Here is a 23,684-nt window from a genome sequence, read left to right as displayed (position 1 = left end):
AATACCTCCATCCAATATTATTTATGCTTAAAACAAAAAAGCCCTAAGCTGACATGTTTCTTGTCAACTTAGGGCGAACGATTATGTCCGTGTTACCACCTAACTTCAGATTGCTCTGCGCTCTATCAGTACGGGATTTCTCCGATACTGTTTCCTGAATAACGGTGGAACTCCGTTGAAGCCTACTAAGATTCCTCTGTTCGGTCCACAGCTCCGAGACTGCTTCACTATTAGATCAATGAAGATTCGCACCAACCATCTTCTCTCTGTGAGATCCTTAATAGTTACTATTTCTCATCATAGCCTTTTCGTTTTAAGTTAAAGCAATGCTAGCACAATCCGCTTGCTTCGTCAATTAATGAGTTACCTGGAGCCGGCGTTTACCATCTGCTTAGCCTGCATACGACTGGCCTGTAACAAAGCATCACTGAGCTTCGCATCACTAACTGCCCGTGCCAGTGCAACGGTACCCACCATACTGCTTACCAATGCATAACCATTAGAGGGATCGATCTCAGCCATATTTATAATAAACGCGATGAAACGTTGCAGCTCTTGTGTGTATGCTTGCCTGATATCTGCCGATAGCTGGGAGATCTCCCCCGATAAAGCAGGTAAGATACAACCGGCTTCCGTCTGATCCCGATGCAGGGGGCTTAAGTAAAAATCAATGACGGCCTCAATCGGCGTCTGATTTTCGTTTTTGTTATGGTCTGCAATTCTCTGCAGCATTTCAATGGTGTCACTAATGGCGAAATGACAGGTCTCCATCACAAGCTGATCTTTATTTTCAAAATGGGAGTAAAATCCTCCGTGCGTCAGTCCAGCACCTTTCATAATATGCGGAAGACTGATATTCCGCACGCCGTGGGTGCGAAATGCTTTGGCTGCGCTGGTAATGATATGGTTCCGAACCTTGAGCTTGTGCCCTTTCGGATAAGGCATCCTGCTCCCTCCCCTTTGTATAAGTCTGTATCTATGAATGTCTTTTAAAATATTATAGTTATCATATTATTTAATGTCAATTGGTAATGGAGTGTTGACTCTTATAAAATATGATGACTATAATATATTATGATTAACATATTATAACTTGGAGGTACCCATCATGAACTCATTAGAAGCTGTAGATACCCTGGTTATTGGATCGGGGCCTGGCGGTTATGTAGCTGCATTACGTTCGTCACAACTGGGCATGACAACAGTCCTTGTGGAACGCCACCAGATCGGAGGGGTATGTACGCATGTAGGCTGTATTCCTTCCAAAGCGCTGATTGCTGAAGCGGAGCGTATTCATTTGCGCAGACACTGGTATGCTGTTGACGAAGCTTCTTCTTTTCAGGAGGCTCAGTTGTTTAAGCAAGCTGTGGTGGATAAGCAGTCTGGAGGGGTTCGGTTTTTGCTTAAATCGGCAGGTGTGACTCTTATTGAAGGAGAAGCCAGCTTGATAGATGCGAATACCGTTGAAATTCATCACAATGAACAGAATGAGCGCCGAATAGGCTTTAAGCATCTCATCCTGGCAACCGGTTCCCGTCCGATTGAAATCAGCGCTCTTCCTTTCGGCGGACGGATTCTTTCATCCACGGAGGCGCTATCGCTGGCCGACATTCCTAAGAGCCTCGTTGTAGTTGGCGGCGGTTATATTGGTGTGGAACTGGGGCAGATGTTTGCGAGATTTGGAACCACAGTTACGATACTCGAGGGGGGTGAACAGATTTTACCCGGATTTGAAGCAGAGCTTGTTGCACCTGTCGTTCGTCAACTGAAGAAGGACGGGATAACAATCCTAACGGAAGCTAAGGTTACAGGAGCAGACCCATTTACGAGTCACATTGATCTACAATATATGCGTCAGGATCAACACCATGTTGTTCAAGCTGAATATGCATTAATTACGGTTGGCAGGAAACCGAATACAGATGGAACCTTGGGTCTTGAAAAGATTGGTTTGTCCCCTACTCCGCAAGGCTTGATCGAGATTGACAAGCAGTGCAGAACATCCATTCCGAATATCTATGCCATTGGAGATATTGTTCAAGGCCCTGCCTTGGCCCATAAAGCTTCATATGAAGCAAAAATTGCAGCAGAAGCGATTGCGGGTAAACCCTCTGTCATCGACTACAAAGCTCTTCCGCTGGTTGTGTTTTCTCACCCGGAGATTACGAGCGTTGGTCTTAGCGAAACGGATTGTAAACACAAATCCATTCCTGTTATCGTTGGAAAATCTATTTTCTCTATTAACGGCCGTGCGCTGGCTCTGAAGGAAACCGAAGGATTTGTCAAAATTGTTGCTCATGCTGCGTCTGGACTTGTATTAGGTGCACAGATTGTAGGCGCTGAAGCATCTACGCTTATATCGGAGCTTTCCCTTGCGATTGAGATGGGAGCAACCGTAGAAGATATAGCCATGACCATCCACCCGCATCCAACGTTAGGTGAAATTGTCATGGAGGCTGCAGAACAGGCCCAACGGAGGCTATAACAAACGAAACTGATTTCAAAAGAAACTAAGCGTCCATTCCCCGGTATGTTGGCGAACAAAACGCAGCCGGACCTTTAGCCGGCTGCGTACAGCATCTTCAGCTTCGTGCCACGCACCATCAATAGAGCTCGCTGCTGGACTGGTCATCGAGCTGACTTCAAACGGGCTTCCTCTCGCGTGATATCATCTTCCCAAGAACGGTAGTAGTCAATTTTACCCCGCAGAATATCCAAAGTCTGTTGAATCGTTTGAACCTGCTCAATTAATTTCTGCTCATGCTCTTCTAGAAGTTCTCTGCGCTGCGGAATGCCATCATTGCCAAGTCGCATCATATCAGCGAACTGTTGCATAAGAGCGATCGGCATTCCTGTAGTCTTAAGTTTTGCGAGTAATATAATCCATTCAAAATCATGCTCCCGATATATCCGATGACCATTCCCGGCACGGGGGATGGGGTCCATCAGACCGATCCTTTCGTAATAACGGAGGGTATGTACGCTTAACCCCGTCATTTCAGCTGCCTGCTGAATGGTCAGTTCTTTACCGGTCATAACGAGTCCGCTCCTTTCAATATCTGTTTAATTGATCAAGCTGTTCTGAGCTAATTTGTAGCTTAAGTGCCCCCAAATTTTCTTCTAATTGCGTTAGACCGCTCGCAGCAACAATGGGAAGAGCTCTCGGGTGCTTGTGCAGCATCCAAGCAAGGATAAGCTGATTCGGTGTCGCTCCCAGCTCTCCAGCAACTTTCCTTAGAGTATCCAATCGGGTCATCTGATCTTCTCTCCGGTATGTATCAGGTAGGACAGCATCCTTTCTGTTGTATATGCCTCCAAGGAGGGGCGAATAAGCAAGGAGCGCAAAATTATCGTGTTGCCTGCAGTAAGCAAGTAAATCCTCATCCGTACTGACCTGCACTCCGAAATCCGCTTCCGCTCTAGGCTGCAAATACGTATATCGCTGCTGAATGCAGCAATAGGACGCCCATCCTTTTGACTTACTGATTGCCTTGGCTTCAAGGAGCCTGGACAGCCGGTAATTACTGCAGCCTATAGCCCTTACTTTGCCGGCTTTGACCAAGGAATCAAAGGTCTCCAAGGTTTCCTCGAGTGCAGTTTCGTTATCGTCAACATGAGCATAATATAAATCTACATAATCTGTACCAAGCCTCAGCAAGCTTTCGTCAACTCCCTTCTCTATCGCTTGGCGGCCTAAGCCTTCCATTTTTTCGCTTTTCGGCACTACCGGTTTCGCTCCCACTTTGGTGGCCAAAATGATCTGATGTCTGTTTTTTCTTTCTTTCATCCATTCGCCAAGCAAAGACTCGCTTTCTCCGCCAACACAGCCTTCGTTCCATATCGCATAATTATTGGCTGTATCCAGAAAGTTTCCACCTGCCTCAAAAAAATGATCCAGCAACTGGAATGAGGTTTTTTTGTCGGTTCGCGATCCAAAGTTCAGACAGCCCAAAGAATAAGCACTTACCAGCATTCCTGTATTTCCCAACGAAAAATGCTTCACACGATTTCCTCCCTTTAACAAACTGAATGAACTTTCGCTTGCTTGCATCGTACGTGACCAGTATAAGAGTTTAAGTGCACTCTAAGTCAATACTCCAAAACTTCGGATCTTTCGATACTAAGAACAGAATAACAGGCCAATGATCCTCAAGATCATTGGCCTGTGTGATGTAAATAAGCATTATAGTGAAGTATTGCCTGTTGTATTTACTATTTTCTGGAGACTTTCCTTAATTCGATGAGTAGCTTCGTTACCATGATAGGTGATCACTTTTTTAATATCCAGCTCTAGCAGCTTGGCAATCGACTTCAGCGCAGTAGAATGATCCAACGTGTAATAGTTGTCGAAGGGCAGGAGCTTATCATCCTTTGAGTTTAATGCATCGCCGGCAATTAACGTTTGCGTCGGGATATGATAGAGCGACATATGATCTGGCGTGTGTCCTGGGGTGAAAACGACTTGAATGTCACCGGCCAGGGGCAGAATGTCTCGATCCTTAAGTGCCGTATGAACGTGCACGGACGGTGCAAAAGTTCTACCTCTAACAAGCGGAATGGCTCCCGTCAAATAGGGTACAGTCTCCTCATGTGCGAGTACCGTCAACTCGTTCCCCCTGGCCTGAACTAGCTCCGGCAGACTGCCAATGTGATCGCTGTCTTGATGCGTAATGATGATATGCGTCAGCTGATCTAATCCAAAGCCTTCCCTTTCAAGCAACGTTCGAATCCTATCCAATTGCCCGGGAATGCCAGTATCCACAAGTACAAGATTCCGTTCATCCCACAACAATGTCGGATATACAATAAAAGATCCCATTTGAAGCTCTATTGCTTTAATTCCGGTATTCGGCCGAGACGTGGACATTCCTTCATCTTCCTTTCCTATAAGTAGGTATATTATATTCCTTATAGGAAGCCGCAAGTCAACACTATTTTCACTCTTGAAAGAAGTAGCAATGTTGCACATTTTGCAGGATTTTTTATAAATGTACTGGCAGTGAAGCATGGGACCCATCCCTCGGCGCAGCAGCACCTATTTACTTTGACCACGACAGCGCGCGGTTTGCGCTTGTTAAGGCCGAAGCACATGCACGTTACTTGGAACGGCAAAAACTGACGCAATTAATCGGGCAGTCCCTGAAAAGTATTCCCCCGTGTCAGCTTCTGACTCTGATCGGACCAACGGATCTGAACCGAACGGGAAGTGAAGATGTCTGGCCCGTCCGATACCTGAAAATGCAAGTGTGCTTCGCTGGAATTCCCTGAATTACCGAGATGTCCGACGAGATCTCCCTGTTTAACGGTATCCCCTTTTTTGACGGCTACACTGCCTTTCTTGAGATGTGCTGTGATGCTGTGCTCCCCGTTTCCATGATCAATGACCACAACATTCCCTTCCGGTTCTTCAGCGTTCATCACGCCCGGCGTGTTATCCGGGATGTCATTTTTGACTTCAACCACCTTGCCATCTGCTGCTGCATAGAGCGGTTCACCAAAAGCATAATAGTCCTCGTTGTCCTTTCCCTCTCCTTGATAGCTTGCATCATTCTGAGTGCGGATAATGTCGAGTGCGTAACGCTGGGTTTCATGAGCATAATGATAGTTGGATAACACATCATTCCCGCCCCAGAACACAAACCATTCGCCCTTCAGCGGAAACTGGAATTCAGTTTTGGTCAACGCCTTATCCGTTGCTTCATGTGTTTCAAGCGGCTGAATAAGGAGCCCCACAATCTGGTTATCTTCAGCAAAAGAGGCCTGAATCCCCTTAGTACCACTCTGATCCTTCCACGAACGATCAACCAGCTTGTTCAGTTTAACTTCCGTTACCTTGTTCCATGAAGTAACGCCTTCCATAAAGCTATCGGCAGTCGTCTTGAATTCGTCCAGCGTTATGATTTTCTGTAGCTCCGGACTCATCTGCTCGTAAATGTCCTCCTTCGGTCCATTCATTAAGGTATCCAAGAAATTATCAGGTGTAATCATTGCGTCCTCCCCGGCTACATTTGCAGCTTCCTCTGATGGTGCTGCAGTGGCTGTCTGTGTTACCGGTAATTGCTCTTGTGGTTCAGCTGATTCCGGGGTGCCGCAGGCAGACAACATTATACACATACCAAGCACTGCGGCAAGCCCCTTCCAGCTTTTCGAATATACTCTAGTCATTTCCCTGCACTCCTTTGTTAGAACGGTATTTTTCTAGTTCAGTGTACGAAATCAATCTTACCTGCCGTCTAACCTACTCTTACGTCTATCTTAACTTTGCGGCCTGTTATATCTCCAAAATTAAGCATCCGTTAAGGTTGCCGGCACGCTGTCAGCGTTTCAGAATGGTATGATACTTATAAAAAAGCTGGGAGGCTCTATTTCGTCATGGATGAAGTTTCAATCCTGCTTGTTGATGATGAACAGGCGATTCTGCATATGCTCCGAACGGTATTGCTCAAAGAACAATTCCTGGATATCGATACGGTCACTAGCGGTGAAGATGCGATTGCTGCATGTAAAAAGAAAACCTATCACTGCATCGTGCTGGACGTGATGCTTCCAGGCCGAAGCGGGCTGGAAATCTGCCCTTTCCTGCGTCAAATGACCGATGCCCCTATTCTCTTTCTGACTGCAAAAACAACTGATTACGACAAGCTGACCGGCTTCGCGGTTGGCGGAGACGATTATGTCGTTAAACCCTTTAACCCGCTGGAAGTAGTTGCACGGATCAAATCCCTGCTGAGACGATATTTGCCCAGACAGACGGAAGCAGAAAGACTGCCTCAGGAAGGCATCTATGATTTTGGGCGCTTTCAGGTCATGGAGCCAGCCGGTGAGCTCAGAGTAGAAGGTGAACTGGTGTATTGTCCTGCTCTGGTATACCAGTTACTGCTATTTTTTTGCAAACATCCGAATCGTATCTTTACCAAGTCAGAATTATATGAGCGGGTATGGGGATCGGAGGCCATTTCGGATGACAACACCGTTATGGTACATATTCACCGGATTCGCGAGCGTATTGAGGCTGATCCCTCCGCGCCTGAGCTGTTGGTGAACGTTCGCGGGCTAGGGTATAAGCTCATTCAGTCCGGCATGGGTCCTGGGCGATGAGTGTAAGACGCAGATTGATGACGAGATTCATTGGCTTGCTTGCGGGTACGGTGGTTCTGATCCTGGTTATCGGCGGAAGTATAGCTTACTGGGTCATTCAGCAGTTGAATGAGGCCAGCCTTGTTGAAGATTTTGCCACTGTCGGGCTCGACCAGCTAATCAGTACAGCTGATATTTTGCCGGACGGCAGTGTTAAGTATGATCCCGATCTGCTGAAGCGAATCGAAGAGAACAACGGCTGGCTTCAGATTCTCGATGAGCAGGGCCGTGTGCTGGATGCTTTCCATACCCCTCCCGATGTGCCGGATCACTATAAACCTGGAGAGCTTATATCCTATTGGCAAGGAAAAAAGCCCTTTCCCTTCGAGCTATATCTGCTTATCCGGGAACGGCAAGGGATCAATTTCACCCTGCTGTATGGAGAGAACAACCAGGCCGTAACCATGCTGGATCAAGCATATAACGGGGGCCGTTATGCCAATAACAAGCTTGAACTGGCGTCCGGACAGCAGGACATCATCCGCGCGGCGGATGCCTATCTTCAGATTTTGGACGAACAGGGACAGGAGATGGCTTCTTTCAACAAACCCGCAAGCGGCATCCCGGACAGCTACAGCATCCAGGACCTGATTCTGCGTACACGCTACCCCTCCCGGTATGGAATGACTACAGTGACCAGTTATGATGAGCAGAACCATTCCACCTGGATGCTGAGTGTTCCTCTTGCGGGCAATCCGGCGGGGAGCAACGTGAATCCCTTCGGGTTTATTTTTGGACCTGCCCTGATTGTACTTCTGGTATCCATTATCGGCTTGCTGATCCTCCTTGCTGTCTGGTATGCCAACCTGTTCGGTTATCCCATGCTCCATATGCTCCAATGGCTGCAGCGGCTGGAACGCGGACAATATGAGGAGCCGGCCGGCCCCCGCGGCAGGCCGCTTAGCCGGAAGAAGAACGGGAAATGGCGGCGGAACTATCGGGTATATACGGAAGTGTTACATTCTATACAGACGTTATCCGATACCCTGAAGCAGGATAAGGAACTCCGCAAACAGACCGACTCTCTGCGGGAGGAATGGATTGCTGGAATCACCCATGATTTAAAGACACCCCTATCCTCGCTCCAGGGTTATGCACACATGCTGGAAGCAGAGAAATACGAGTGGGCTTCTAATGAAGTACGCGAATTCGCTGGCATTATGCTGGACAAATCGATGTACATGGACAGGCTGGTAAGCGACCTGGCCATGACCTATCGTCTGCGCAGTGGCGGGTACCAGCCCCCTATTGAGTTAACGGATATCAATGCTCTGCTTCAGGATTTGGTACAGCGTGCTGAACGTAACCCGGCATATGGAGAGGGCCGCATTACGTTCCAGCCTGCCCCGGCTCAGGTACAGGGTTATGTACACATTCCCTCCTTTGAACGAATCGTTGATAATCTGACCGCCAACGCCCTGCTGCATAATCCGCCGGACACGCAGCTGATTGTAAGTGTGCAGCCAGGTAAAGAGGCAGGCGATTTCATCGTTCAATTTGCCGATAATGGACGCGGGATGGATCAGGAGACGGTGTGGAAGCTGTTCGAACGATACTATCGCGGCACAGATACAGGTGCGCCCGATGTCGGCTCAGGCCTGGGTATGGCGGTAACCAAAGGGCTGATCGAGGCCATGCAAGGGCGGATTGAGGTTCGCTCGAGCCCTGAAGAGGGAACGGAAATACGTTTGATATGGGATGTTCGTGCGAGGACTGGAACAGAATAATCCAAATGATATATTATTTGATATAATATGGCAAATAAGAACTGTATACCTTCTCAGTTGGCCATTGCACGACGATCTCCATCGGGGCGCTGCCGATCCTGGGTACAAAGCGTATCAAGTACCTGGAGGAAAATGCGGCCGCTGCTGATGAGCTGTCTACGTCCAAACACCTTTCTATTTTCGTGTCAACGTATTGTATGCTTGTTTCAACACCAGATATTTACCGATTGGAGCCTATGATTATGTGATTATGTTTCATTAATGCAGGACGGAAGCTCTCAACTATAATCAAAAACATCTATGGACATTTTGCGGAACATCTGGGAAACGATATTTGTGTCGGAGAAGACAGCATAATCCCCAATGTCCGGGGAAGTGCTTTCGTGGAGGATAATTCTTTTGGCACGCATGGATTCCTCGATCTCTGTGAGCAGGTCGGATGTTCGCCTTATATAGCCGCTAATGTCGGCTCCGGTACTCCCCGGGAGGTCAGCAAATGGATTGAATATATGACCTTCAGCAGCGACTCGCCTATGGCGGATTGGAGAAGGCAGAACGGCCGGGACAAGCTCTGCATCTCAGTGCCTCTGAACGGGCAGACGGCAGGATTCATGTCACTCTGGCTTACCTGTCCATGGATGAAGCTCAGCCAACCAATTGGAAGCTGGACGGTAAAAGTTTCTCGAATGCCTCCATCCACTGCATCAGTGGTGATATGAACAGTCATAATCAATTCGGGTAGCCGCCTCAGGTAGAAATCCAGGCGTTGCCGGACAGTAAGATACAGGATAATTCCCTGGAGCTTACCCTCCCTGCCTGCTGTGTTGCAGAGATTATTTTGGAATGAACTAAAGAAGAGCTAGACATGAGCTGTGCCTAAGCCATACTCCATAACTTAGGCTCAGTCTTTTCACGTTTTATTCTGATCCTTTAGGATTCGTGTGGTACTAACCAATAAGCAATTTATCCTCTGGATACCGATACTTCTGCTTTACACTTTTTTTGCGCCAATGCAGAGGTTTTTCATCTTGCTAATTGTAAATTTTAAATGAATGAAATATAATATTATTCATAAATTCATAATGAGGGGTCTGGCAAATGCCAAAAAAATTCAGCGAAATTGAAAAAACTCATATCAAACAAAAACTTCTTGAGTCTGCACGAAGCCTCTTTACCCGATATGGAATTAAGAAAACTAGTGTAGAGAAATTAACAAAAGGGGCAGGAATTGCAGTAGGTACCTTCTATGCCTTTTACCAGACTAAGGAAGAACTGTTTTTTGAGCTTCTGGAAGTTGAAGAAAGTAACATAAGGACCGTTCTTTTTAAGAAAACAGAAGAAAGACCTCTAAATAAAGAATCTTTTCAATTATTTTTGTTGGAGTCTTTCAAGCTCATGTCGGAAAATCCAATCATTCAGCAAATTTTATTGACTGATCAATTCGAAGCCTTGATTCGTAAAGTGCCTCCCGAACGATTAGAACGTAATTACAACCAAGATCAGGATTTCTTCTATCCGTTGATTCAGAAATGGCAAGCAGAAGGTTTGCTTAAAAAAAGTCCTCCCGAGCTAATCATTAGTATGATTCGTTCACTCGTATTGCTCTCTCTACACCGGCGGGAAATCGGGGAGAACGTGTATGAGGATACGCTTGAGATGCTTATATCTACTATTGCTGAGGGCTTATCCGTACGAGAGGAGCAAAATCCTAATGATTAAAGTGAAGGAACTATCATATACCTATCCAGGCAAAGACAGCCCTGTTTTAAAGGGGCTCAATTTTAACATCAGGAAAGGAGAAATTTTCGGTTTTTTAGGTCCATCAGGCGCCGGCAAAAGTACGACACAAAATATATTGATTGGCAAGCTAAAACAATATAGTGGTTCGGCTACCGTTTTAGATCAAGAAGTGAAATCGGTGGGTTCGGAATATTTTGAACGAATCGGCGTGGCATTTGAATTTCCCAATTTCTATAACCGTTTTACTGCCCTGGAGAATCTGAGACATTTCGGATCACTATACCGCGAGCGTTGTTCAGACCCTATGGATTTACTCCAGCAAGTAGGTTTGAAGGATGCTGCAAATATGAAAGTTGGAGATTTTTCAAAAGGAATGAAGATGAGACTGAATTATTGCCGTGCTGTGCAGAATAATCCGGACGTATTATTTCTGGATGAACCGACCTCCGGGCTGGATCCTACCAATGCCGATATGCTTAAAAAACTCATTAAACAGCGTAAAGACGCTGGGACGACAATCATTCTGACCACCCATAACATGCAGGCAGCTGAGCAAATATGCGACAGAGTTGCTTTTGTCGTGAACGGTGTAATCAAGTTAATTGACTCCCCAAAGAATCTGATGCTGCGAAGCGGAGAACGTAAACTCAGAATTGAATATCAGATGCAAGGAACAAAAAAAACGGCAGAGTTCCCTTTAACTAATATTGGGGATAACAAAGAATTCCTCTTGATTATTCGCTCATATCCCATTGTCACCATTCATTCCTTAGAGGCTACCTTGGATCAAATCTTTATGGATGTTACGGGGGAATGCTTAGTATGAGAATATGGAGATTATTTCTTTTTGATCTTCGCTTCCAATGGAAGCATGGACTGTATTTTGTATATTTCCTTGTATGTATGGTTTATATAGGAGGGCTCAGCATCGTTCCCGATGCTTACCTAGACAGCACATTGTTATTGCTTACTTTTTCAGATCCAAGCGCACTTGGTTTGATTCTGGCAGGAGGGATTCTGCTCTTGGAGAGAGATCAGGGTATTTTTGAGAATCTTTTTGTTACACCTGTTCATACGCTGGAGTACATTCTGGCCAAATGTTTTTCTTTAAGCTGCTTATCGCTTGCTGTCGCTTATGCTATACACCTGAGTTCTGCAGGATGGCCTGTGTCTGCGGTGCAATATGTTATAGCTATTGTTTTGACCTCTTCTTTTTTTACCTTAATCGGCTTAGCTGCGGCCATTAAAAGCCGTTCGATCAATAGCTTCATATTATTGTCCCAATTATACTCTCTCATCTTTATATTACCTGTACTGGGTTACTTGAATTTATTTATAACATCTCTCTATGCTATCCTGCCGGTTCAAGGAACGTTAATGCTTCTGCAAGGCGCCTCTCAACCTCTGGCCATATCAGATTTCTTATATGCGGTGTTTATCCTACTGTTTTGGATCGGTCTTGCAGTCTGGTGGGTCTATTCCCTAATACAAAGGACCGTGAGAAAACAGGACGGAGGTGGAAAATATGTTTAGGTATAGAACGATGCTCCGGCAAGATTCCCGAAATGCAATAAAAGATCCGATGCTTCTGCTCATTACGCTTGGTCCGCTTCTGCTTACCCTTGTTGTAAGATATGGCTTGCGTCCCTTAGCAGAGTGGATAGCTTTCCTCTCGTCCTTCGATCTTCTTTCCTACTCCAGTTTCATTACTGTTTTTCTAATGCTTCTTGTTCCTCAATTAGCGGGAATAGCAGCGGGCTTATTAATCCTGGATGAACGGGACGAACATTTGATTGGAATCTATGCAGTAACCCCCTTGATGAAAAGTGGGTATCTAGCTTACCGGCTGATTCTTCCGACCTCTATCAGCATAATCATGACAGCTGTTTTTCTACTTTTCAGCGGTGTTTCACGGTATGAACCAGCAAATATCGCAGTACTCCTGTTGCTCTTATTAGAGACACCTATCCTTGCAATGTTCTTGGCTACATTTGCGGCTAATAAAGTAGAAGGCCTTGCCTTATCCAAAATTATTGGACTAACTCTTCTGGGAGCAGTTTTCGCCTATTTTGTTCCTGCTCCCTGGCAGCTAATAGCAGGGGTGTTTCCAACATATTGGCCGGCTAAGCTATATCTTGAAGGCATAGCCGGTAATCCTTCTGCATCTACAATAACCGTGATTTTTATTGTAGGGCTCCTCTTTCACCTGCTGCTCTTACAGCAGATGTCTAAAGTTTTTTGGAAGAAAATTGAGCAATAAGTGTAAAGTTAAAAGCCGGTACCTAGGTCCTCAACCTGCTTCCTTCTTAGATTCCTCACCTTATTCGCAGATTTTGGGCTTATATTCCGAATAAGCATCCTTAAGATGAAAAGGCTTAAGCGGATTGTCATCGATAATTGCTTTTCACTTCGCCTGGAGAATGATCTGTTCCATATCAGTGAAGCTGCAGCCCGCAAACAAAGATGTTGTTAGCTCATGGAGGGGTTCAGCATGCTCAAAATCATCTTTATTTAGCTAGGAAAAAACGCTGGGGATCTTCCCCGTCGGCGGATACAGCCGGGGCAAAGTTCGTGAACTGTCTCTTCTCTTCGTCCTGCTCGTGTTTAAGCTTTAGAAGCTCCTTTGGATCCTGAGTTGTCATAGGCTAACCTCCTGAGAAATCAAGTCATGCGGTTTATCTGCACGATAGAAGTTTTCCCATGAACTCATGATGCTTATGCAGAAATTTCCGTAGTGGAAGGTTATCAGCTCTGCTGTTTGTGCAATATCCCCTGGAGTATCACCTCAATGGCCCAGAAGAACCTCTCCTTGGAGGCGGTATCCCCCGAGAATAAATCAGTCTTCAGACTATTCATCAACGGAAAACGAACCGGATCTGCTTCATTATAGTAACTCTGGGCGGTTTCCATCAACTCGCTTGCTCTCTTAGCCTTCTCCAACGCAACGGAAGACACGTACAAGAGCAACAGGTCCGTTCCCCAGGCAGCGGCCGTAGAGGTGATTCCACCCTTCTGCAGGACTGTAAGTAAATACTCATTCAGACGAAAAGCATGATTTCCAATAGGAATCGTCTGCAGAGACAGCTCAGCTAATCCGGGCTGCTCGATAAGCAGCTCTGCATAAGCATGGAGTGCTTGAAATAACTGCTCCTTCCAGTTATCGTCCGTAAGCTCCGGCAGGTTCAACTCACCGAGACCCAGGTCAAGCACATAAGAGCTCAATTCCTGCAGATTTTTAACATACACATACAGGGAGGAAGGTCCGGTGTCCAGTTGCTTCGCAACCTTCCTCATACTCATGCCGGAGGTCCCTTCCTGCTTCAACAGCTGATACGCGGTCTTGATAATAATTTCATGACTGAGGGGTTCTTTGGCTGGCCGGTTGCGGCGGCTCACAATTTCACGTTTAGGTTTCATCATACTTTCCTTATAACATGCCGGAAGCCAATAGTAAATACACCCGCGGAAGATAACATCAGCCTTGCTGCTCGTACAGGTCTTGATAAGATTGCATGAGTGCTGCAAACTTGGGAGCCGCATTCTCCGAGAAGCTCAGGATGAGATTTTCGTTAGACACATCTGCTTTCTCTGAGGCATACCTGAACATTTTCTCTTCATATTCTTCAATCGCCACTGGTGTCTGCTTGTTCCTTACTATGGCAAGGGCCAACTCCAGCGCATCCAGCATGGCAAGATTCACCCCTTCTCCGGCAAAAGGAGACATGACATGCGCTGCATCTCCAATCAACGTCACACCAGCATTCCGTTCCCAGCGAAACCCGACGGGCAGCATGTAGATCCGTCTGGGTACAACCGCATCTTCCGCATACCGGATATAATTCTTGAGCGGTTCACTCCAATCGTGAAACAGCTCAAGCAGCTTTGCCTTTATCTCCTGTGGCTTATCATTTCGAATTTGGTCTAACCAGTCCCGCTCTACCTTGAAGCTCGCATATACCTTGATCAGTCCGTTGCCGTTCAACTGGCCCAGAATCCCTTTGTGATCGTCCAGTGCGAACATCTTGCCACGTGCATTGAATGCGGCCAGATCCGGGTGATCGGCGGCAATAACGTTAAGCTCCAGCATAGTCAGACCTGAATATTCCACATCTGTATCCGTAAGCAGAGGACGAACGCGGGAAAAGGCACCGTCCGCACCAATTACAAGATCAGCCACAGCGATATGTCCATTCTCAAAATGAAGCTCTGTCTTCCCCTCGCCCAGAGACACAACCTTCTCCAGTTTATAGCCATACTGTATGGTAGACGGATCTAATTTGTTTAAAAGCAAGTCACAAAGCACCCCACGGTCAATCTCCGGGCGTCTCTGCCCTTCCGAGCTCTCTTCGTCGGCCACTTCGTCCAGGTATTGGGTCCCCATCTTATCCATGAGCCGGAAGTCTTCGCCCTCAAACCGTGCTGCCTGCAGAAAAGCTTCATATAATCCGGCTTCCTTCAAAGCGAGCTGCCCGGATTCTTCATGGATATCTAAGGAACCTCCGCGTTCATGGCTTAGATCCACATGCTCACGTTCGTAGATCGTCGAGGAAATAGCATGCTTTTGCAGAATCAGGGCAAGCGTTAGTCCCCCTGGTCCACCTCCAATAATTGCGATCCGGCGTTGTTCGGTAGAATTATTTGTTGTCATGTATAGACATCTCCTTCGTTTGAAAGTTAATAAGCGTATGAATTAGTTAAGGTGATACATTTATAACATAACGAACAGTGTTCGTCAAGAATATCGTTCGTTATTGATTGTGCGTCCCCCCCCCTTCTTCAACGCCCCGAAAGTGAGGCTGCAAATCTAAGTATCGAGGCGTCAGCAATGTCCAAGATGTGCTTTGTACCGACTCGTGTTTATCTGGCTTGGTTGCAATATTCAGACAGCAAGGAATACGAGAATACAATGTCGAATAAGAAACACATGTTGGTCAATTCTTGCTTGTTTACAGTAGCGGACACGAACACCAAACTTCGATGTTCAGCGTATTCTTTCTGAATATATTGACAGGTAGTCCTACTCTAAAAAAGTTGAGAAAGGAAGTGAACTAATGAATATTCGAAAAGCTACGATTGAAGAGCAGTTAACTCTGCAAAACTTACTTCAATTTTATATGTACGATTTTACTGAATACACTGAGGTCGATACTCTATCTAATGGTCTTTACCAAGAAATGCCAGATTTCAATTTGTATTGGAATGAGCCACAAAGCCGCCATCCTTTTTTAATAATGGTTAGTGATAAAATCGCTGGATTTGCCTTCGTGAAAAACAAAGAAACTGGTAAAGATATTCATATCCTGTCACATTTCTTTATATTGAGAAAGTACAGAATGAATGGATTGGGTACAGCGGCAGCCAAACAACTATTTACCCTCTTTAAAGGTAATTGGGAACTCTACCAACTTGAGAAGAATATACCAGCACAAAAATTTTGGCTACGGGTTATTTCTGAAATTACTGACGGCAATTTTGTAGATGAATTTGAGAATGGAAAAAGATATCAATTCTTTTCTGTATAGAAGCAAATAAGCATTTTTTATAAGCCCTTCCATGGGCGGCTTTCCTTTTATCGAAAAATCAAAATTCTAATCTAACATAGCCTAGAATAAAAAATAGAACCCTATAAGGGTTCTATCTTTTATTTATTTGATGTATTTTCTTATATAATTGTCTAAAAGAAGCTCCGCTTTATCCAATTGCTTGACTCCTTCTCCAACCTTATTGTAACCTGCTTTGAATTTGGAATGATTTATTTTGGTTGTCTTCAGACTGTCCCGCATTATAGTCATCCCCTCTAACTGGAGTTTTGCCCCTGCTAGATAATGGCTATGTATTTCTTTTATCTCCGCGTTATTCACTTTTAGGTACTTCAATCCGGATACAAACTTAGTATAGTTCGGTACTACAGTGTTATTTAATGACAGAAAAAATGTTTTTCTTGTTGAGTCTTTTATTCCTAAATCAATTAGCTCATTATACGAAGTGATAGCTTTATTTTCATACTTTCCTATAAGCTGCAATTGCTTGCTATACTCTTCTATATCCTTACTCATGATTTCTTCATGAGTAGGTTCCTTTATGACCACTGGACTTGTTGGTTCAGGAGTTGGTGCAGGAGTTGTTTCAGGTATAACGGTATAATCATCGACCACTTGAACAGTGAACACATAAGGTTCAAACTTTTCTCCAATATTGACAGTTAAGGTGGCAGTCCCTTTATTTAAGGCATGAAGTTCAGACACCCATTTCGTTTTCCGGATAACCTTTATAATATTCTCATCTGAAGAGACTGGAGTAAAATCATGGTCTGTAACGTCTCCATCTGTCCAGTCAGTGATGGCTATTTGGTATTCCTTCCACTCCCCAATTTTAATCTCCGTAGGCTTGGTCACTTTGACAATGTCGGTGATGTTCCGTGCAGCCGCACTTATATTACCAGCCCCTGATACGACCGATAATATAAGTGCTAATAATAGAGAATAAATCAAACTCTTTTGTTTCATAGATGCTTTCTCCCCGCTTGTATACACATAGTAAAGGCCTCAACCAATTTTGCCAGCATAGTTCCATGAGTAGGTTGCACGTAGCAAAAACAGAAAAGTTCTTTCCAAGCTTTATTATACAACTATCCTCTGCTTTGGAAATCCCATCCTCATGACATTTTTTTGTTTTTCCCTCTGCAATCAGTTATCATTATGTCAAAATCGTATAATCCACTAATGAGGTGTAGCCATGGATAAATTCGCCCTGGAGGTATTCTCTGATTTATCCGAAAGACTGAATTATAATCTGCCGGGTTTCCCTCTGTATGCTAAGAAAGGAGCGCTGCATCAATTCGACCGGTTCGCGGCCGCTTATCATTGGCATCCGGATCTGGAGTTCATTGTGGTGCTGGACGGGACAATGGATTTTTATGTGAACGGGCAAACGGTTCATCTCGATAAAGGGAATGGAATTTTCGTTAACAGTAAACGCCTCCACTATGGCTTCTCTGCTGCGAAGAGCGATTGTACTTTTCTGGTCATCGTCATTCATCCTGCACTTCTCGGCGAAAACACACTTGCAGGGAAAGCATATCTGGAAGAAAAATTCGGTTCCGGCACCGGCGATTTTTTACTGTTATCTTCTCAAACGTCTTGGCAGCATGAGATTCTGCTCGCGCTAACTGAGTTGTATGATGAGATGCATAGCCATGAAGGTAACCTGCTCCGCTTATTATCCCAGGCTGTGTCCATATGTGCGGGTATAGCTGATCATATACAGCAAGCACCGGGCAATCCGAATAATGAACAGATATGGATGACTATCCGTAAAATGACCGGGTATATTCACCAGCATTATGAATCTAAACTAACCATTGATGAGATTGCCGCCGCCGGTTCAGTATGCAGAAGCAGATGTTGTGAGCTATTCAAAAAGCATGTTGGCTGGTCACCCAATAATTATTTAACCCGCTATCGTCTTCAAAAAAGCTGTGAGATGCTGAAAGAGACAACGATGCCTGTGGGAGAGATCGCCATGGCCTGCGGGTTTCAAACGGCAAGTTATTTTTCGCATGTGTTCGGTAAACAATTAGGACAGATCCCGCAAGACTTCCGCAAGCAATCTGCTGCTGCCGGCAACGATTTCTAATCGCCGCCTTCTTTGCCGTCAACGTATTCTTGACTGATATAATAAGTGAACCGTTTATCCTGCTGTCTGGCTAGGTTGTCACCCCATTTAGAATGCACTATAGCCCGTATACCGAAAACAGGAATGGAAGCAACAGAATTCCTATAGCAACTTGAAAGATCATAAGCAGCACCCCCTTCTTATTTCTATTCTCAGAATAGTATAAAGAAGGGGGTGCTGCTCCCGAAATCGTTTGTAATTATATCAAAATCGTATATTGTTTCATATTAAAGATCTTCCGGCTTTATAAATTCCACCTCGGGATAGCTGTCGTTTGGACCCTGAAGCAGTTGTCCCCCTTCTCCTTTCAATTCCTTATTAAAGAAATCGAGAACATATTGATTTACGACGTCTGATCCTCTTTTACCATTGATATCTCCTGTGATTCCAGTCAGTTTGATCAGCTCAGAATAGAATTGAAGGTCCGTGAAATTGAAGTGTTGGGTACCCTCTATATAAATCGCAGGCCCTCCCTGATTAATCACATTTTTAATAATGTGCAGCTCTTCTTCAAGTTGTTTAGTGACTTCGTTATCCGGATTAGTATCCTTCTTAAAATCGGTTAACCAGTCTTTAAACACCCCCGATCTTATGAACATAAACGGCTTGTCTAGATCAGCTCTATTGTCCACTTCGATCAGTGACCCGTCCATATTGACTCCGGCCTTGATTCTAGGATCTAAATAAGTTGTGTTAAACGCTGTGGCCCCCCCGAAGGAATGCCCCATTACGCCTAGATGGTTTAGATCGATTTTTCCTTTAAATTGACTTTCGATTGCACCTGAATTTAGCCTTTCCATTTCGTTAATTACAAACTCCACATCTTTCGACCATATATTACCAATTATTCTGCGATCTTCTACGGTAGTCATCTTGGTGGTATAGTCCGTTACACGGCCATCCGGGAAAATAGTAGCAAAGGTGCTATACGTATGATCAATGGTGACCACGATATACCCGTGACTGGCGAGATTCTCGGCCTGTGATGCATGGAGAACCCGGCTGGTTCCCATACCGTGAGATAGCAGTACCACAGGATAAGGACTTGTAGAAGGCAATAGTTCTACATTTTCATAAGAGTTGGTTTTGCTATACTTCCAGTAATCGAAGACAAAGTCTGGAAGGTTTAATGAATTAGAATAGGTCTGGATATACTTTTTGAACATTTCTTTATCTTTTGGAAAAAGAGCTTCACTCTTCTTGTTGCTGCTATTTGCTGTAGGGTACCACACTTGAACCATTAGTTCCCTCTTATCGCTTGGATCTGCAGTTAAGACTTCATCTCTGTTCTGATCCGTAAAATGAAAGGCTTGAGTACCCACTTTCTCCGGACCTTCAAGCTTCGGCAAATGAAAGACTGGCAAATATGCAGACAAGCCGGCAGATATAACAAGCAGAATGACGATGATGGAAGATGAACTATATTTCAACAGCTTCCCTGCTTTTATATTCTCTATATTCCCTATCTTACCTAAATGTCTGAGTATAACGATGAGTATAAGCAGCGCCGTCATCATATATACCAAAAGCAACTGCCATCTGTATCCCTCTACCCATAATTGAACTGTCAATATAACGCTGCTTTCTATCCCCAATACCAGCCCTGTTGTCTTTGCACCTCTTCTTATAAACAATAGATCTGCGAGCAGTGTGAAACAGGATAGAACTAAAAGTATCTCGAATAATCTCATTTTACTCCCTCTCTTTCTACTTCTTCTTTCGCTAAAATGAAATCTTAACCAATGAAAGTGTACTCCCCGTGACGTCAATATGAACTGAATATGAACGTACAAAAGAGATGAATCCAAAGCTAAAAACCCTCAGCACGCTAGGGTCGCGTTCCTGAGGGTTCTTCCATTGTCCAATGTCTAATCATCCATTATAAGGGCGGCTGCACCAGTAACAGCTTCCCGAGCCGGATCACCGTTTGCTCATACCACTCTGGATGCTGCCGGATATGCTCGATACTTCGCTCATTGCCGACTGCCTCGAACACGGCTGCTTTGTCTGTCTTCTCATGATCGATTTCAAAGCGAACCGTATGTTTCCCGTTCGGGAGCTCCGGCAAGAATACATACTGATTACGATTATGATCGTTGTAATGGGTGAACCGATCGATAATAAAGGGTTCCCCTCCATCCACCGACACCTTCAATCTGCCAGAATCCGGCCCCCCGATATCGAATAACCCGATACGGGTTCCTTCGAACTGAACCGTGACCGCCTCTCCAGGATCGGCAGCCTGCCATAGGCCCGGGAACAACCAATTGTACTCGCGTACTACAGCAGATTCCTCGGGCGTCAGGTAAGACCATCCTGCAGTGAAATGGGTATTAGGCAGACTATCCGGTGACAGCATGGTCGCATACTCCCAAGGGTTAGCCGGAACCAACGGATGCCGGGGCAAGTGATGGACTTGCCTTCCCGGATGACTTCTGAGTTCGCGTATGATCTCAAATGACCGGGTGATCGTATCCGTGTATATCTGGTGTCCTTCGGGAATGGTCGGATGGATCGAATCATGCGTGAAAATAACAGCTCCGGGAACGGATAGGTCCTCCCTTGAGGTGAACACGAGCTTCCCCTCAGCTACCAGGCGGCAGACCTCTACGCCCAAGTGAATTGAAGGAATACCATAATAGTCAGCCACTTCCTCTTGCATGATAGCCCCTTTCTGGTATTCTCCCGACTGAAATCCGGCCACATCCCGCTCCTTCACCGTATACACAAACAGGATATCGGTAAACCGGCTCCGCTTGCGGATCTGGCGGACAATTCCTTCGATCCGTGCCTTGGATTCGGGATCTCCGCCATCGTTACCTACAAATTCAACGAATACCAGATCGGGATGATGACGCAGTACATCGGTCTCCAGACGGGCACAGCCCAGATCCGAGCCGGTCCCGTTAATGCCTGCATTCACCGTACGGATCTCCGCCTGGGGGTATTGCTCACGAAGCCAATCCGCCGTCATGACTCTGTAGCCTTCAGAACGGGTATTGCTGCCGCCGAAATAAACGATGGTTACGGTATCGCCATTTTCCAATTTCTGAATGATATTGGGGAGCCCTCTACGAGGGTATAATTCCTTCATCGTGACTTCACCTTGCCTCATTTATCGATTTTCGGAGCAAACCATTTTACAGCAAACACTTCAAAATAAGGCGAACCATACGTTCTGCTGAAATTCATCCGGACTCGGGTTACACGTTCCGCGTCCACCTGATGCTTATTCAGCGTGAGATAATTCCCGCGTGTCAGGATGGTTCTCTCGGCTCCATCTTCTAGAGTCAAGGTCAATTCATAATCTTGCACAAGGGACTCGATCGGGTCGTTGAAATGCTCTAAATCAAGCTGTGAATTGAACACAAGATGAATTTCCTCTATATTTTTAGGGCCTGCAAAACAGAATTCCAGCCATTCCTGTCCTTCCGTACGCTCCGAAATCCAGCCGTTCGGCAGGCCATAAGGTCTGGAGAAGCCGTTGACAACATTCTCGGGAGTATACATACTCTGGGACGGGAGCAGGTCCTTGAAGCAAATGCTCTTATTCATTTTTTTCAGCCTGGACGGCTCTTCCGGCCGATAATGGAAGCTAACCGCACCTGTCAGTTTCTCTTCATTGCCGTATACGGCAAGACTAGCCGGGCCCTCCAAGACAATGTAGATTTTGTCGTCAGCCGGTGTCTTGCAGTCCAAGACCAGCGTAATCCAGTCGTCATGACTGGCAGCAATCTCCAAGCGATAATCTTTTAACCTGCTGGAGGGAATATAATTTTCCTTCCGTTCTCCTCCAAACAGCTTGACATGCATGGTTTCCGGATGACCGGACCTGTTTTTAATTTTGACCCGGACACTTTCCGCCGCGGATGTCTGAATCGGCAAGACCATGCATAACCCGTTCTCCAGAGAGAGCTCTCCGGTTGGCAGAGGATTGTCATAGCTGCGCTGAGACGAGGCACGAATCGTTAATCCATCAGCGAAGTAAGGACTTAGTTCCTCTTGAAGCCCTACAATCGTTTGGCCGTCCCGAAGCAGCAGCGCCTGCAGCTCCTCCATATGAGCTAGGGTGATGGCCGCAGGGTCTGCCTCATATTTCACGCATAACGAAGCAGCCGTTCCAACCGCCTGCCCCATACAACCGCAGGTGGCCATGACCCTTGTAGATCCGAAAGCCACATGTGTAGCGCTTATATTGCGTCCGGCAAACATGAGATTAGGAATATTGCTTGAATATAAACTGCGGAAAGGGATATTGTACAAGCCAGGTACGAAATTCCATGCCGTAGCCGGCCCCTCATCGTACACCCCCTTATTCGCATGTAAATCCATGTACCAGCCACCGACGGATACAGCATCTTCGAAATGCGGCTTGGCTGTAAGATCGTTCTGGGACAACATGTGGTCCCCTATGAACCGCCTCGACTCCCGCTTCCCCGGAATCGGGCATACATAATCCAAGATGAGATTTTCTACATCGTCAAATTCGCCGCTATTTTTGATATAATCCCAAATTCCGTACACCAATTTCCGCAGTTCCAAGGCGATGTCTTCATTATTCTTGACCGTATCCAGATGTCCGCCGTATTCCAGCCACCACAATCCGCCAAGTCCGTTGATTTTTCGGGGGAAAGCCCGATGGTTCAAGCCTTGTCTGATACTGTCGAAAAAATCCAGCTTCGTAATGTCATAGGCAAAGTCAGGCCTTGTGTATGGAACGGAATATTCTACGTCACGGGCTTGAAACAGGATCGTATCGCCCATGGTGTAATGATCCGCCGCGTCAGGAGCCAATTCTTCATTGTATTCATGCTTCGCTTCTCTTCCCCGGCGGAAATCCGCACCTGCCTGATATCCGACCACTCCATCACCAGAGCAATCGATGAAGGTTCGGCTTTCGAACCGGAATTTTCTCTCGGAAGCCAATTGAAGGCCCTCTACCCATTTAATTCTGCCGTTCTCCATGCCCGTATCATGCACGCATGTATTCAGAAATAGAGAAAGGTTAGGCTCCGCATAAACCATGTCGAGCAAGACCATATCCGACAACGACAGCATCAGCTTCTTGTTGTATAACGGGTTATAGTGAAAAATCTTCAGCTTGAGCTCTTCCACTAATCCACCCTCGCGTGCATAATAGGATGGACTGTTTCCGAGATATGCCGACCCGTTGATATGAACCCTGACCTCGCTGCTCGCATTTCCTCCCAGAACCGGCCGGTCATTAATAAGTGAGACCTGCAGCCCTTGGCGTGCGGCAGCAATGGCAGCGCATACCCCGGCAATCCCTCCGCCTACGACGGTTACATCTGCATTAATTAGCTCCATTTTGATAACCTCCATGATTTGATCCTGCTATCATGGTAAGCCATTAGATGTCCTTTTTTTTATAGGATTTCGCGAGGA

21 protein-coding genes, 1 pseudogene and 1 other annotated feature are annotated in these 23,684 nt (G+C 45.7%); of the genes and pseudogenes, 10 read left to right on the top strand and 12 right to left on the bottom strand.

Going from position 1 to position 23,684, the window contains the following annotated elements; all coding sequences use genetic code 11:
* Positions 1 to 66: 66 nt before the first annotated feature.
* Positions 67 to 310, bottom strand: a binding site (T-box leader).
* 53 nt (positions 311 to 363) lie between these two features.
* Positions 364 to 945, bottom strand: a complete 582-nt coding sequence (locus tag MKZ07_RS07420) for a TetR/AcrR family transcriptional regulator (RefSeq protein WP_076153767.1) — start codon at positions 943 to 945, stop codon at positions 364 to 366.
* Between the two features lie 163 nt (positions 946 to 1,108).
* Here MKZ07_RS07420 and lpdA point away from each other — a divergent pair, with 163 nt between their 5' ends.
* The gene (lpdA, locus tag MKZ07_RS07415; RefSeq protein WP_341025402.1) at positions 1,109 to 2,485 is read left to right on the top strand and encodes a dihydrolipoyl dehydrogenase; all 1,377 of its coding nucleotides are present in this window, start codon (positions 1,109 to 1,111) and stop codon (positions 2,483 to 2,485) included.
* A 143-nt stretch (positions 2,486 to 2,628) separates the two neighbouring features.
* Here the strand turns inward: lpdA and MKZ07_RS07410 are convergent, their stop codons facing one another.
* The 4 genes from MKZ07_RS07410 to MKZ07_RS07395 all read right to left on the bottom strand — a co-directional run bounded on the left by MKZ07_RS07410 (position 2,629) and on the right by MKZ07_RS07395 (position 6,165).
* Entirely contained in the window at positions 2,629 to 3,036 is a 408-nt protein-coding gene (locus MKZ07_RS07410; protein WP_341025401.1) for a MerR family transcriptional regulator, read from the bottom strand.
* Between the two features lie 16 nt (positions 3,037 to 3,052).
* Positions 3,053 to 4,003, bottom strand: coding sequence for an aldo/keto reductase (locus MKZ07_RS07405; RefSeq protein ID WP_341025399.1), 951 nt, complete (start codon positions 4,001 to 4,003; stop codon positions 3,053 to 3,055).
* A 180-nt stretch (positions 4,004 to 4,183) separates the two neighbouring features.
* Positions 4,184 to 4,867 carry an MBL fold metallo-hydrolase gene (locus MKZ07_RS07400; RefSeq protein ID WP_341025397.1) on the bottom strand — a complete coding sequence of 228 codons (684 nt, stop codon included), beginning with the start codon at positions 4,865 to 4,867 and terminating at the stop codon, positions 4,184 to 4,186.
* Between the two features lie 257 nt (positions 4,868 to 5,124).
* Positions 5,125 to 6,165: a M23 family metallopeptidase gene (locus tag MKZ07_RS07395; RefSeq protein WP_341025395.1), complete on the bottom strand. Its 1,041-nt coding sequence runs from the start codon at positions 6,163 to 6,165 to the stop codon at positions 5,125 to 5,127.
* A gap of 207 nt (positions 6,166 to 6,372) precedes the next feature.
* Between MKZ07_RS07395 and MKZ07_RS07390 the strand changes: the two genes are divergently transcribed.
* The 7 genes and pseudogenes from MKZ07_RS07390 (at position 6,373) to MKZ07_RS07360 (ending at position 12,864) form a co-directional block, all read left to right on the top strand.
* Positions 6,373 to 7,098, top strand: a complete 726-nt coding sequence (locus tag MKZ07_RS07390; protein ID WP_341025394.1) for a response regulator transcription factor — start codon at positions 6,373 to 6,375, stop codon at positions 7,096 to 7,098.
* Between the two features lie 17 nt (positions 7,099 to 7,115).
* Positions 7,116 to 8,864 carry a sensor histidine kinase gene (locus MKZ07_RS07385; protein WP_341025393.1) on the top strand — a complete coding sequence of 583 codons (1,749 nt, stop codon included), beginning with the start codon at positions 7,116 to 7,118 and terminating at the stop codon, positions 8,862 to 8,864.
* A gap of 257 nt (positions 8,865 to 9,121) precedes the next feature.
* Positions 9,122 to 9,427 (top strand): annotated as a pseudogene (locus MKZ07_RS07380) (alpha-N-arabinofuranosidase); the annotation flags it as partial.
* Positions 9,428 to 9,962: 535 nt separating this feature from the next.
* Complete coding sequence (locus MKZ07_RS07375; RefSeq protein WP_341025392.1) at positions 9,963 to 10,583, top strand: TetR/AcrR family transcriptional regulator; 621 nt, start codon at positions 9,963 to 9,965, stop codon at positions 10,581 to 10,583.
* Complete coding sequence (locus MKZ07_RS07370) at positions 10,576 to 11,430, top strand: ABC transporter ATP-binding protein (protein ID WP_341025390.1); 855 nt, start codon at positions 10,576 to 10,578, stop codon at positions 11,428 to 11,430. Before MKZ07_RS07375 ends, MKZ07_RS07370 begins: the two co-directional genes overlap by 8 nt.
* Complete coding sequence (locus MKZ07_RS07365) at positions 11,427 to 12,137, top strand: fluoroquinolone export ABC transporter permease subunit (RefSeq protein WP_341025389.1); 711 nt, start codon at positions 11,427 to 11,429, stop codon at positions 12,135 to 12,137. Before MKZ07_RS07370 ends, MKZ07_RS07365 begins: the two co-directional genes overlap by 4 nt.
* Positions 12,130 to 12,864: a hypothetical protein gene (locus MKZ07_RS07360; RefSeq protein WP_341025387.1), complete on the top strand. Its 735-nt coding sequence runs from the start codon at positions 12,130 to 12,132 to the stop codon at positions 12,862 to 12,864. Before MKZ07_RS07365 ends, MKZ07_RS07360 begins: the two co-directional genes overlap by 8 nt.
* Positions 12,865 to 13,111: 247 nt before the next feature.
* On the opposite strand, the gene MKZ07_RS07355 is transcribed toward MKZ07_RS07360, so the two are convergent.
* From MKZ07_RS07355 to MKZ07_RS07345, 3 genes are all read right to left on the bottom strand, one after another.
* The gene (locus MKZ07_RS07355) at positions 13,112 to 13,246 is read right to left on the bottom strand and encodes a hypothetical protein (RefSeq protein WP_341025385.1); all 135 of its coding nucleotides are present in this window, start codon (positions 13,244 to 13,246) and stop codon (positions 13,112 to 13,114) included.
* A gap of 103 nt (positions 13,247 to 13,349) precedes the next feature.
* Positions 13,350 to 14,024, bottom strand: coding sequence for a TetR/AcrR family transcriptional regulator (locus MKZ07_RS07350; protein WP_341025384.1), 675 nt, complete (start codon positions 14,022 to 14,024; stop codon positions 13,350 to 13,352).
* A 55-nt stretch (positions 14,025 to 14,079) separates the two neighbouring features.
* Complete coding sequence (locus MKZ07_RS07345) at positions 14,080 to 15,252, bottom strand: FAD-dependent oxidoreductase (RefSeq protein WP_341025383.1); 1,173 nt, start codon at positions 15,250 to 15,252, stop codon at positions 14,080 to 14,082.
* Between the two features lie 403 nt (positions 15,253 to 15,655).
* Here MKZ07_RS07345 and MKZ07_RS07340 point away from each other — a divergent pair, with 403 nt between their 5' ends.
* Positions 15,656 to 16,126 carry a GNAT family N-acetyltransferase gene (locus MKZ07_RS07340; RefSeq protein WP_341025381.1) on the top strand — a complete coding sequence of 157 codons (471 nt, stop codon included), beginning with the start codon at positions 15,656 to 15,658 and terminating at the stop codon, positions 16,124 to 16,126.
* A gap of 123 nt (positions 16,127 to 16,249) precedes the next feature.
* Here the strand turns inward: MKZ07_RS07340 and MKZ07_RS07335 are convergent, their stop codons facing one another.
* The gene (locus MKZ07_RS07335; RefSeq protein ID WP_341025379.1) at positions 16,250 to 17,110 is read right to left on the bottom strand and encodes a hypothetical protein; all 861 of its coding nucleotides are present in this window, start codon (positions 17,108 to 17,110) and stop codon (positions 16,250 to 16,252) included.
* A 229-nt stretch (positions 17,111 to 17,339) separates the two neighbouring features.
* On the opposite strand from MKZ07_RS07335, the gene MKZ07_RS07330 reads away from it, so the two are divergent.
* A complete protein-coding gene (locus MKZ07_RS07330) occupies positions 17,340 to 18,239 on the top strand; it encodes an AraC family transcriptional regulator (protein WP_341025378.1) in 900 nt (299 codons plus the stop codon).
* 266 nt (positions 18,240 to 18,505) lie between these two features.
* Here the strand turns inward: MKZ07_RS07330 and MKZ07_RS07325 are convergent, their stop codons facing one another.
* The 3 genes from MKZ07_RS07325 to MKZ07_RS07315 form a co-directional block, all read right to left on the bottom strand.
* A complete protein-coding gene (locus MKZ07_RS07325; protein WP_076153800.1) occupies positions 18,506 to 19,969 on the bottom strand; it encodes an alpha/beta hydrolase family protein in 1,464 nt (487 codons plus the stop codon).
* Between the two features lie 188 nt (positions 19,970 to 20,157).
* Entirely contained in the window at positions 20,158 to 21,372 is a 1,215-nt protein-coding gene (locus tag MKZ07_RS07320; protein WP_076153801.1) for an SGNH/GDSL hydrolase family protein, read from the bottom strand.
* A gap of 17 nt (positions 21,373 to 21,389) precedes the next feature.
* Positions 21,390 to 23,621, bottom strand: a complete 2,232-nt coding sequence (locus MKZ07_RS07315; RefSeq protein WP_341025376.1) for an FAD-dependent oxidoreductase — start codon at positions 23,619 to 23,621, stop codon at positions 21,390 to 21,392.
* Positions 23,622 to 23,684 lie beyond the last annotated feature (63 nt).

The organism is Paenibacillus sp. FSL P4-0338, from assembly GCF_038002365.1.
Taxonomy (GTDB): domain Bacteria; phylum Bacillota; class Bacilli; order Paenibacillales; family Paenibacillaceae; genus Paenibacillus_AQ.
Note: the sequence above shows the minus strand (reverse complement) of the source record. Positions and strands in the feature narration are given on the sequence as shown.

What these genes read in the sequence shown, in the direction of transcription:
- MKZ07_RS07320 (WP_076153801.1), bottom strand. Translation starts at nt 21,372, where the DNA reads ATGAAGGAATTATACCCTCGTAGAGGGCTCCCCAATATCATTCAGAAA.
- MKZ07_RS07410 (WP_341025401.1), bottom strand. Translation starts at nt 3,036, where the DNA reads ATGACCGGTAAAGAACTGACCATTCAGCAGGCAGCTGAAATGACGGGG.
- MKZ07_RS07385 (WP_341025393.1), top strand. Translation starts at nt 7,116, where the DNA reads ATGACGAGATTCATTGGCTTGCTTGCGGGTACGGTGGTTCTGATCCTG.
- MKZ07_RS07335 (WP_341025379.1), bottom strand. Translation starts at nt 17,110, where the DNA reads ATGAAACAAAAGAGTTTGATTTATTCTCTATTATTAGCACTTATATTA.
- MKZ07_RS07355 (WP_341025385.1), bottom strand. Translation starts at nt 13,246, where the DNA reads ATGACAACTCAGGATCCAAAGGAGCTTCTAAAGCTTAAACACGAGCAG.
- MKZ07_RS07395 (WP_341025395.1), bottom strand. Translation starts at nt 6,165, where the DNA reads ATGACTAGAGTATATTCGAAAAGCTGGAAGGGGCTTGCCGCAGTGCTT.
- MKZ07_RS07350 (WP_341025384.1), bottom strand. Translation starts at nt 14,024, where the DNA reads ATGATGAAACCTAAACGTGAAATTGTGAGCCGCCGCAACCGGCCAGCC.
- MKZ07_RS07420 (WP_076153767.1), bottom strand. Translation starts at nt 945, where the DNA reads ATGCCTTATCCGAAAGGGCACAAGCTCAAGGTTCGGAACCATATCATT.
- MKZ07_RS07315 (WP_341025376.1), bottom strand. Translation starts at nt 23,621, where the DNA reads ATGGAGGTTATCAAAATGGAGCTAATTAATGCAGATGTAACCGTCGTA.
- MKZ07_RS07340 (WP_341025381.1), top strand. Translation starts at nt 15,656, where the DNA reads ATGAATATTCGAAAAGCTACGATTGAAGAGCAGTTAACTCTGCAAAAC.
- MKZ07_RS07325 (WP_076153800.1), bottom strand. Translation starts at nt 19,969, where the DNA reads ATGAGATTATTCGAGATACTTTTAGTTCTATCCTGTTTCACACTGCTC.
- MKZ07_RS07360 (WP_341025387.1), top strand. Translation starts at nt 12,130, where the DNA reads ATGTTTAGGTATAGAACGATGCTCCGGCAAGATTCCCGAAATGCAATA.
- MKZ07_RS07330 (WP_341025378.1), top strand. Translation starts at nt 17,340, where the DNA reads ATGGATAAATTCGCCCTGGAGGTATTCTCTGATTTATCCGAAAGACTG.
- MKZ07_RS07400 (WP_341025397.1), bottom strand. Translation starts at nt 4,867, where the DNA reads ATGTCCACGTCTCGGCCGAATACCGGAATTAAAGCAATAGAGCTTCAA.
- lpdA (WP_341025402.1), top strand. Translation starts at nt 1,109, where the DNA reads ATGAACTCATTAGAAGCTGTAGATACCCTGGTTATTGGATCGGGGCCT.
- MKZ07_RS07375 (WP_341025392.1), top strand. Translation starts at nt 9,963, where the DNA reads ATGCCAAAAAAATTCAGCGAAATTGAAAAAACTCATATCAAACAAAAA.
- MKZ07_RS07365 (WP_341025389.1), top strand. Translation starts at nt 11,427, where the DNA reads ATGAGAATATGGAGATTATTTCTTTTTGATCTTCGCTTCCAATGGAAG.
- MKZ07_RS07370 (WP_341025390.1), top strand. Translation starts at nt 10,576, where the DNA reads ATGATTAAAGTGAAGGAACTATCATATACCTATCCAGGCAAAGACAGC.
- MKZ07_RS07390 (WP_341025394.1), top strand. Translation starts at nt 6,373, where the DNA reads ATGGATGAAGTTTCAATCCTGCTTGTTGATGATGAACAGGCGATTCTG.
- MKZ07_RS07345 (WP_341025383.1), bottom strand. Translation starts at nt 15,252, where the DNA reads ATGACAACAAATAATTCTACCGAACAACGCCGGATCGCAATTATTGGA.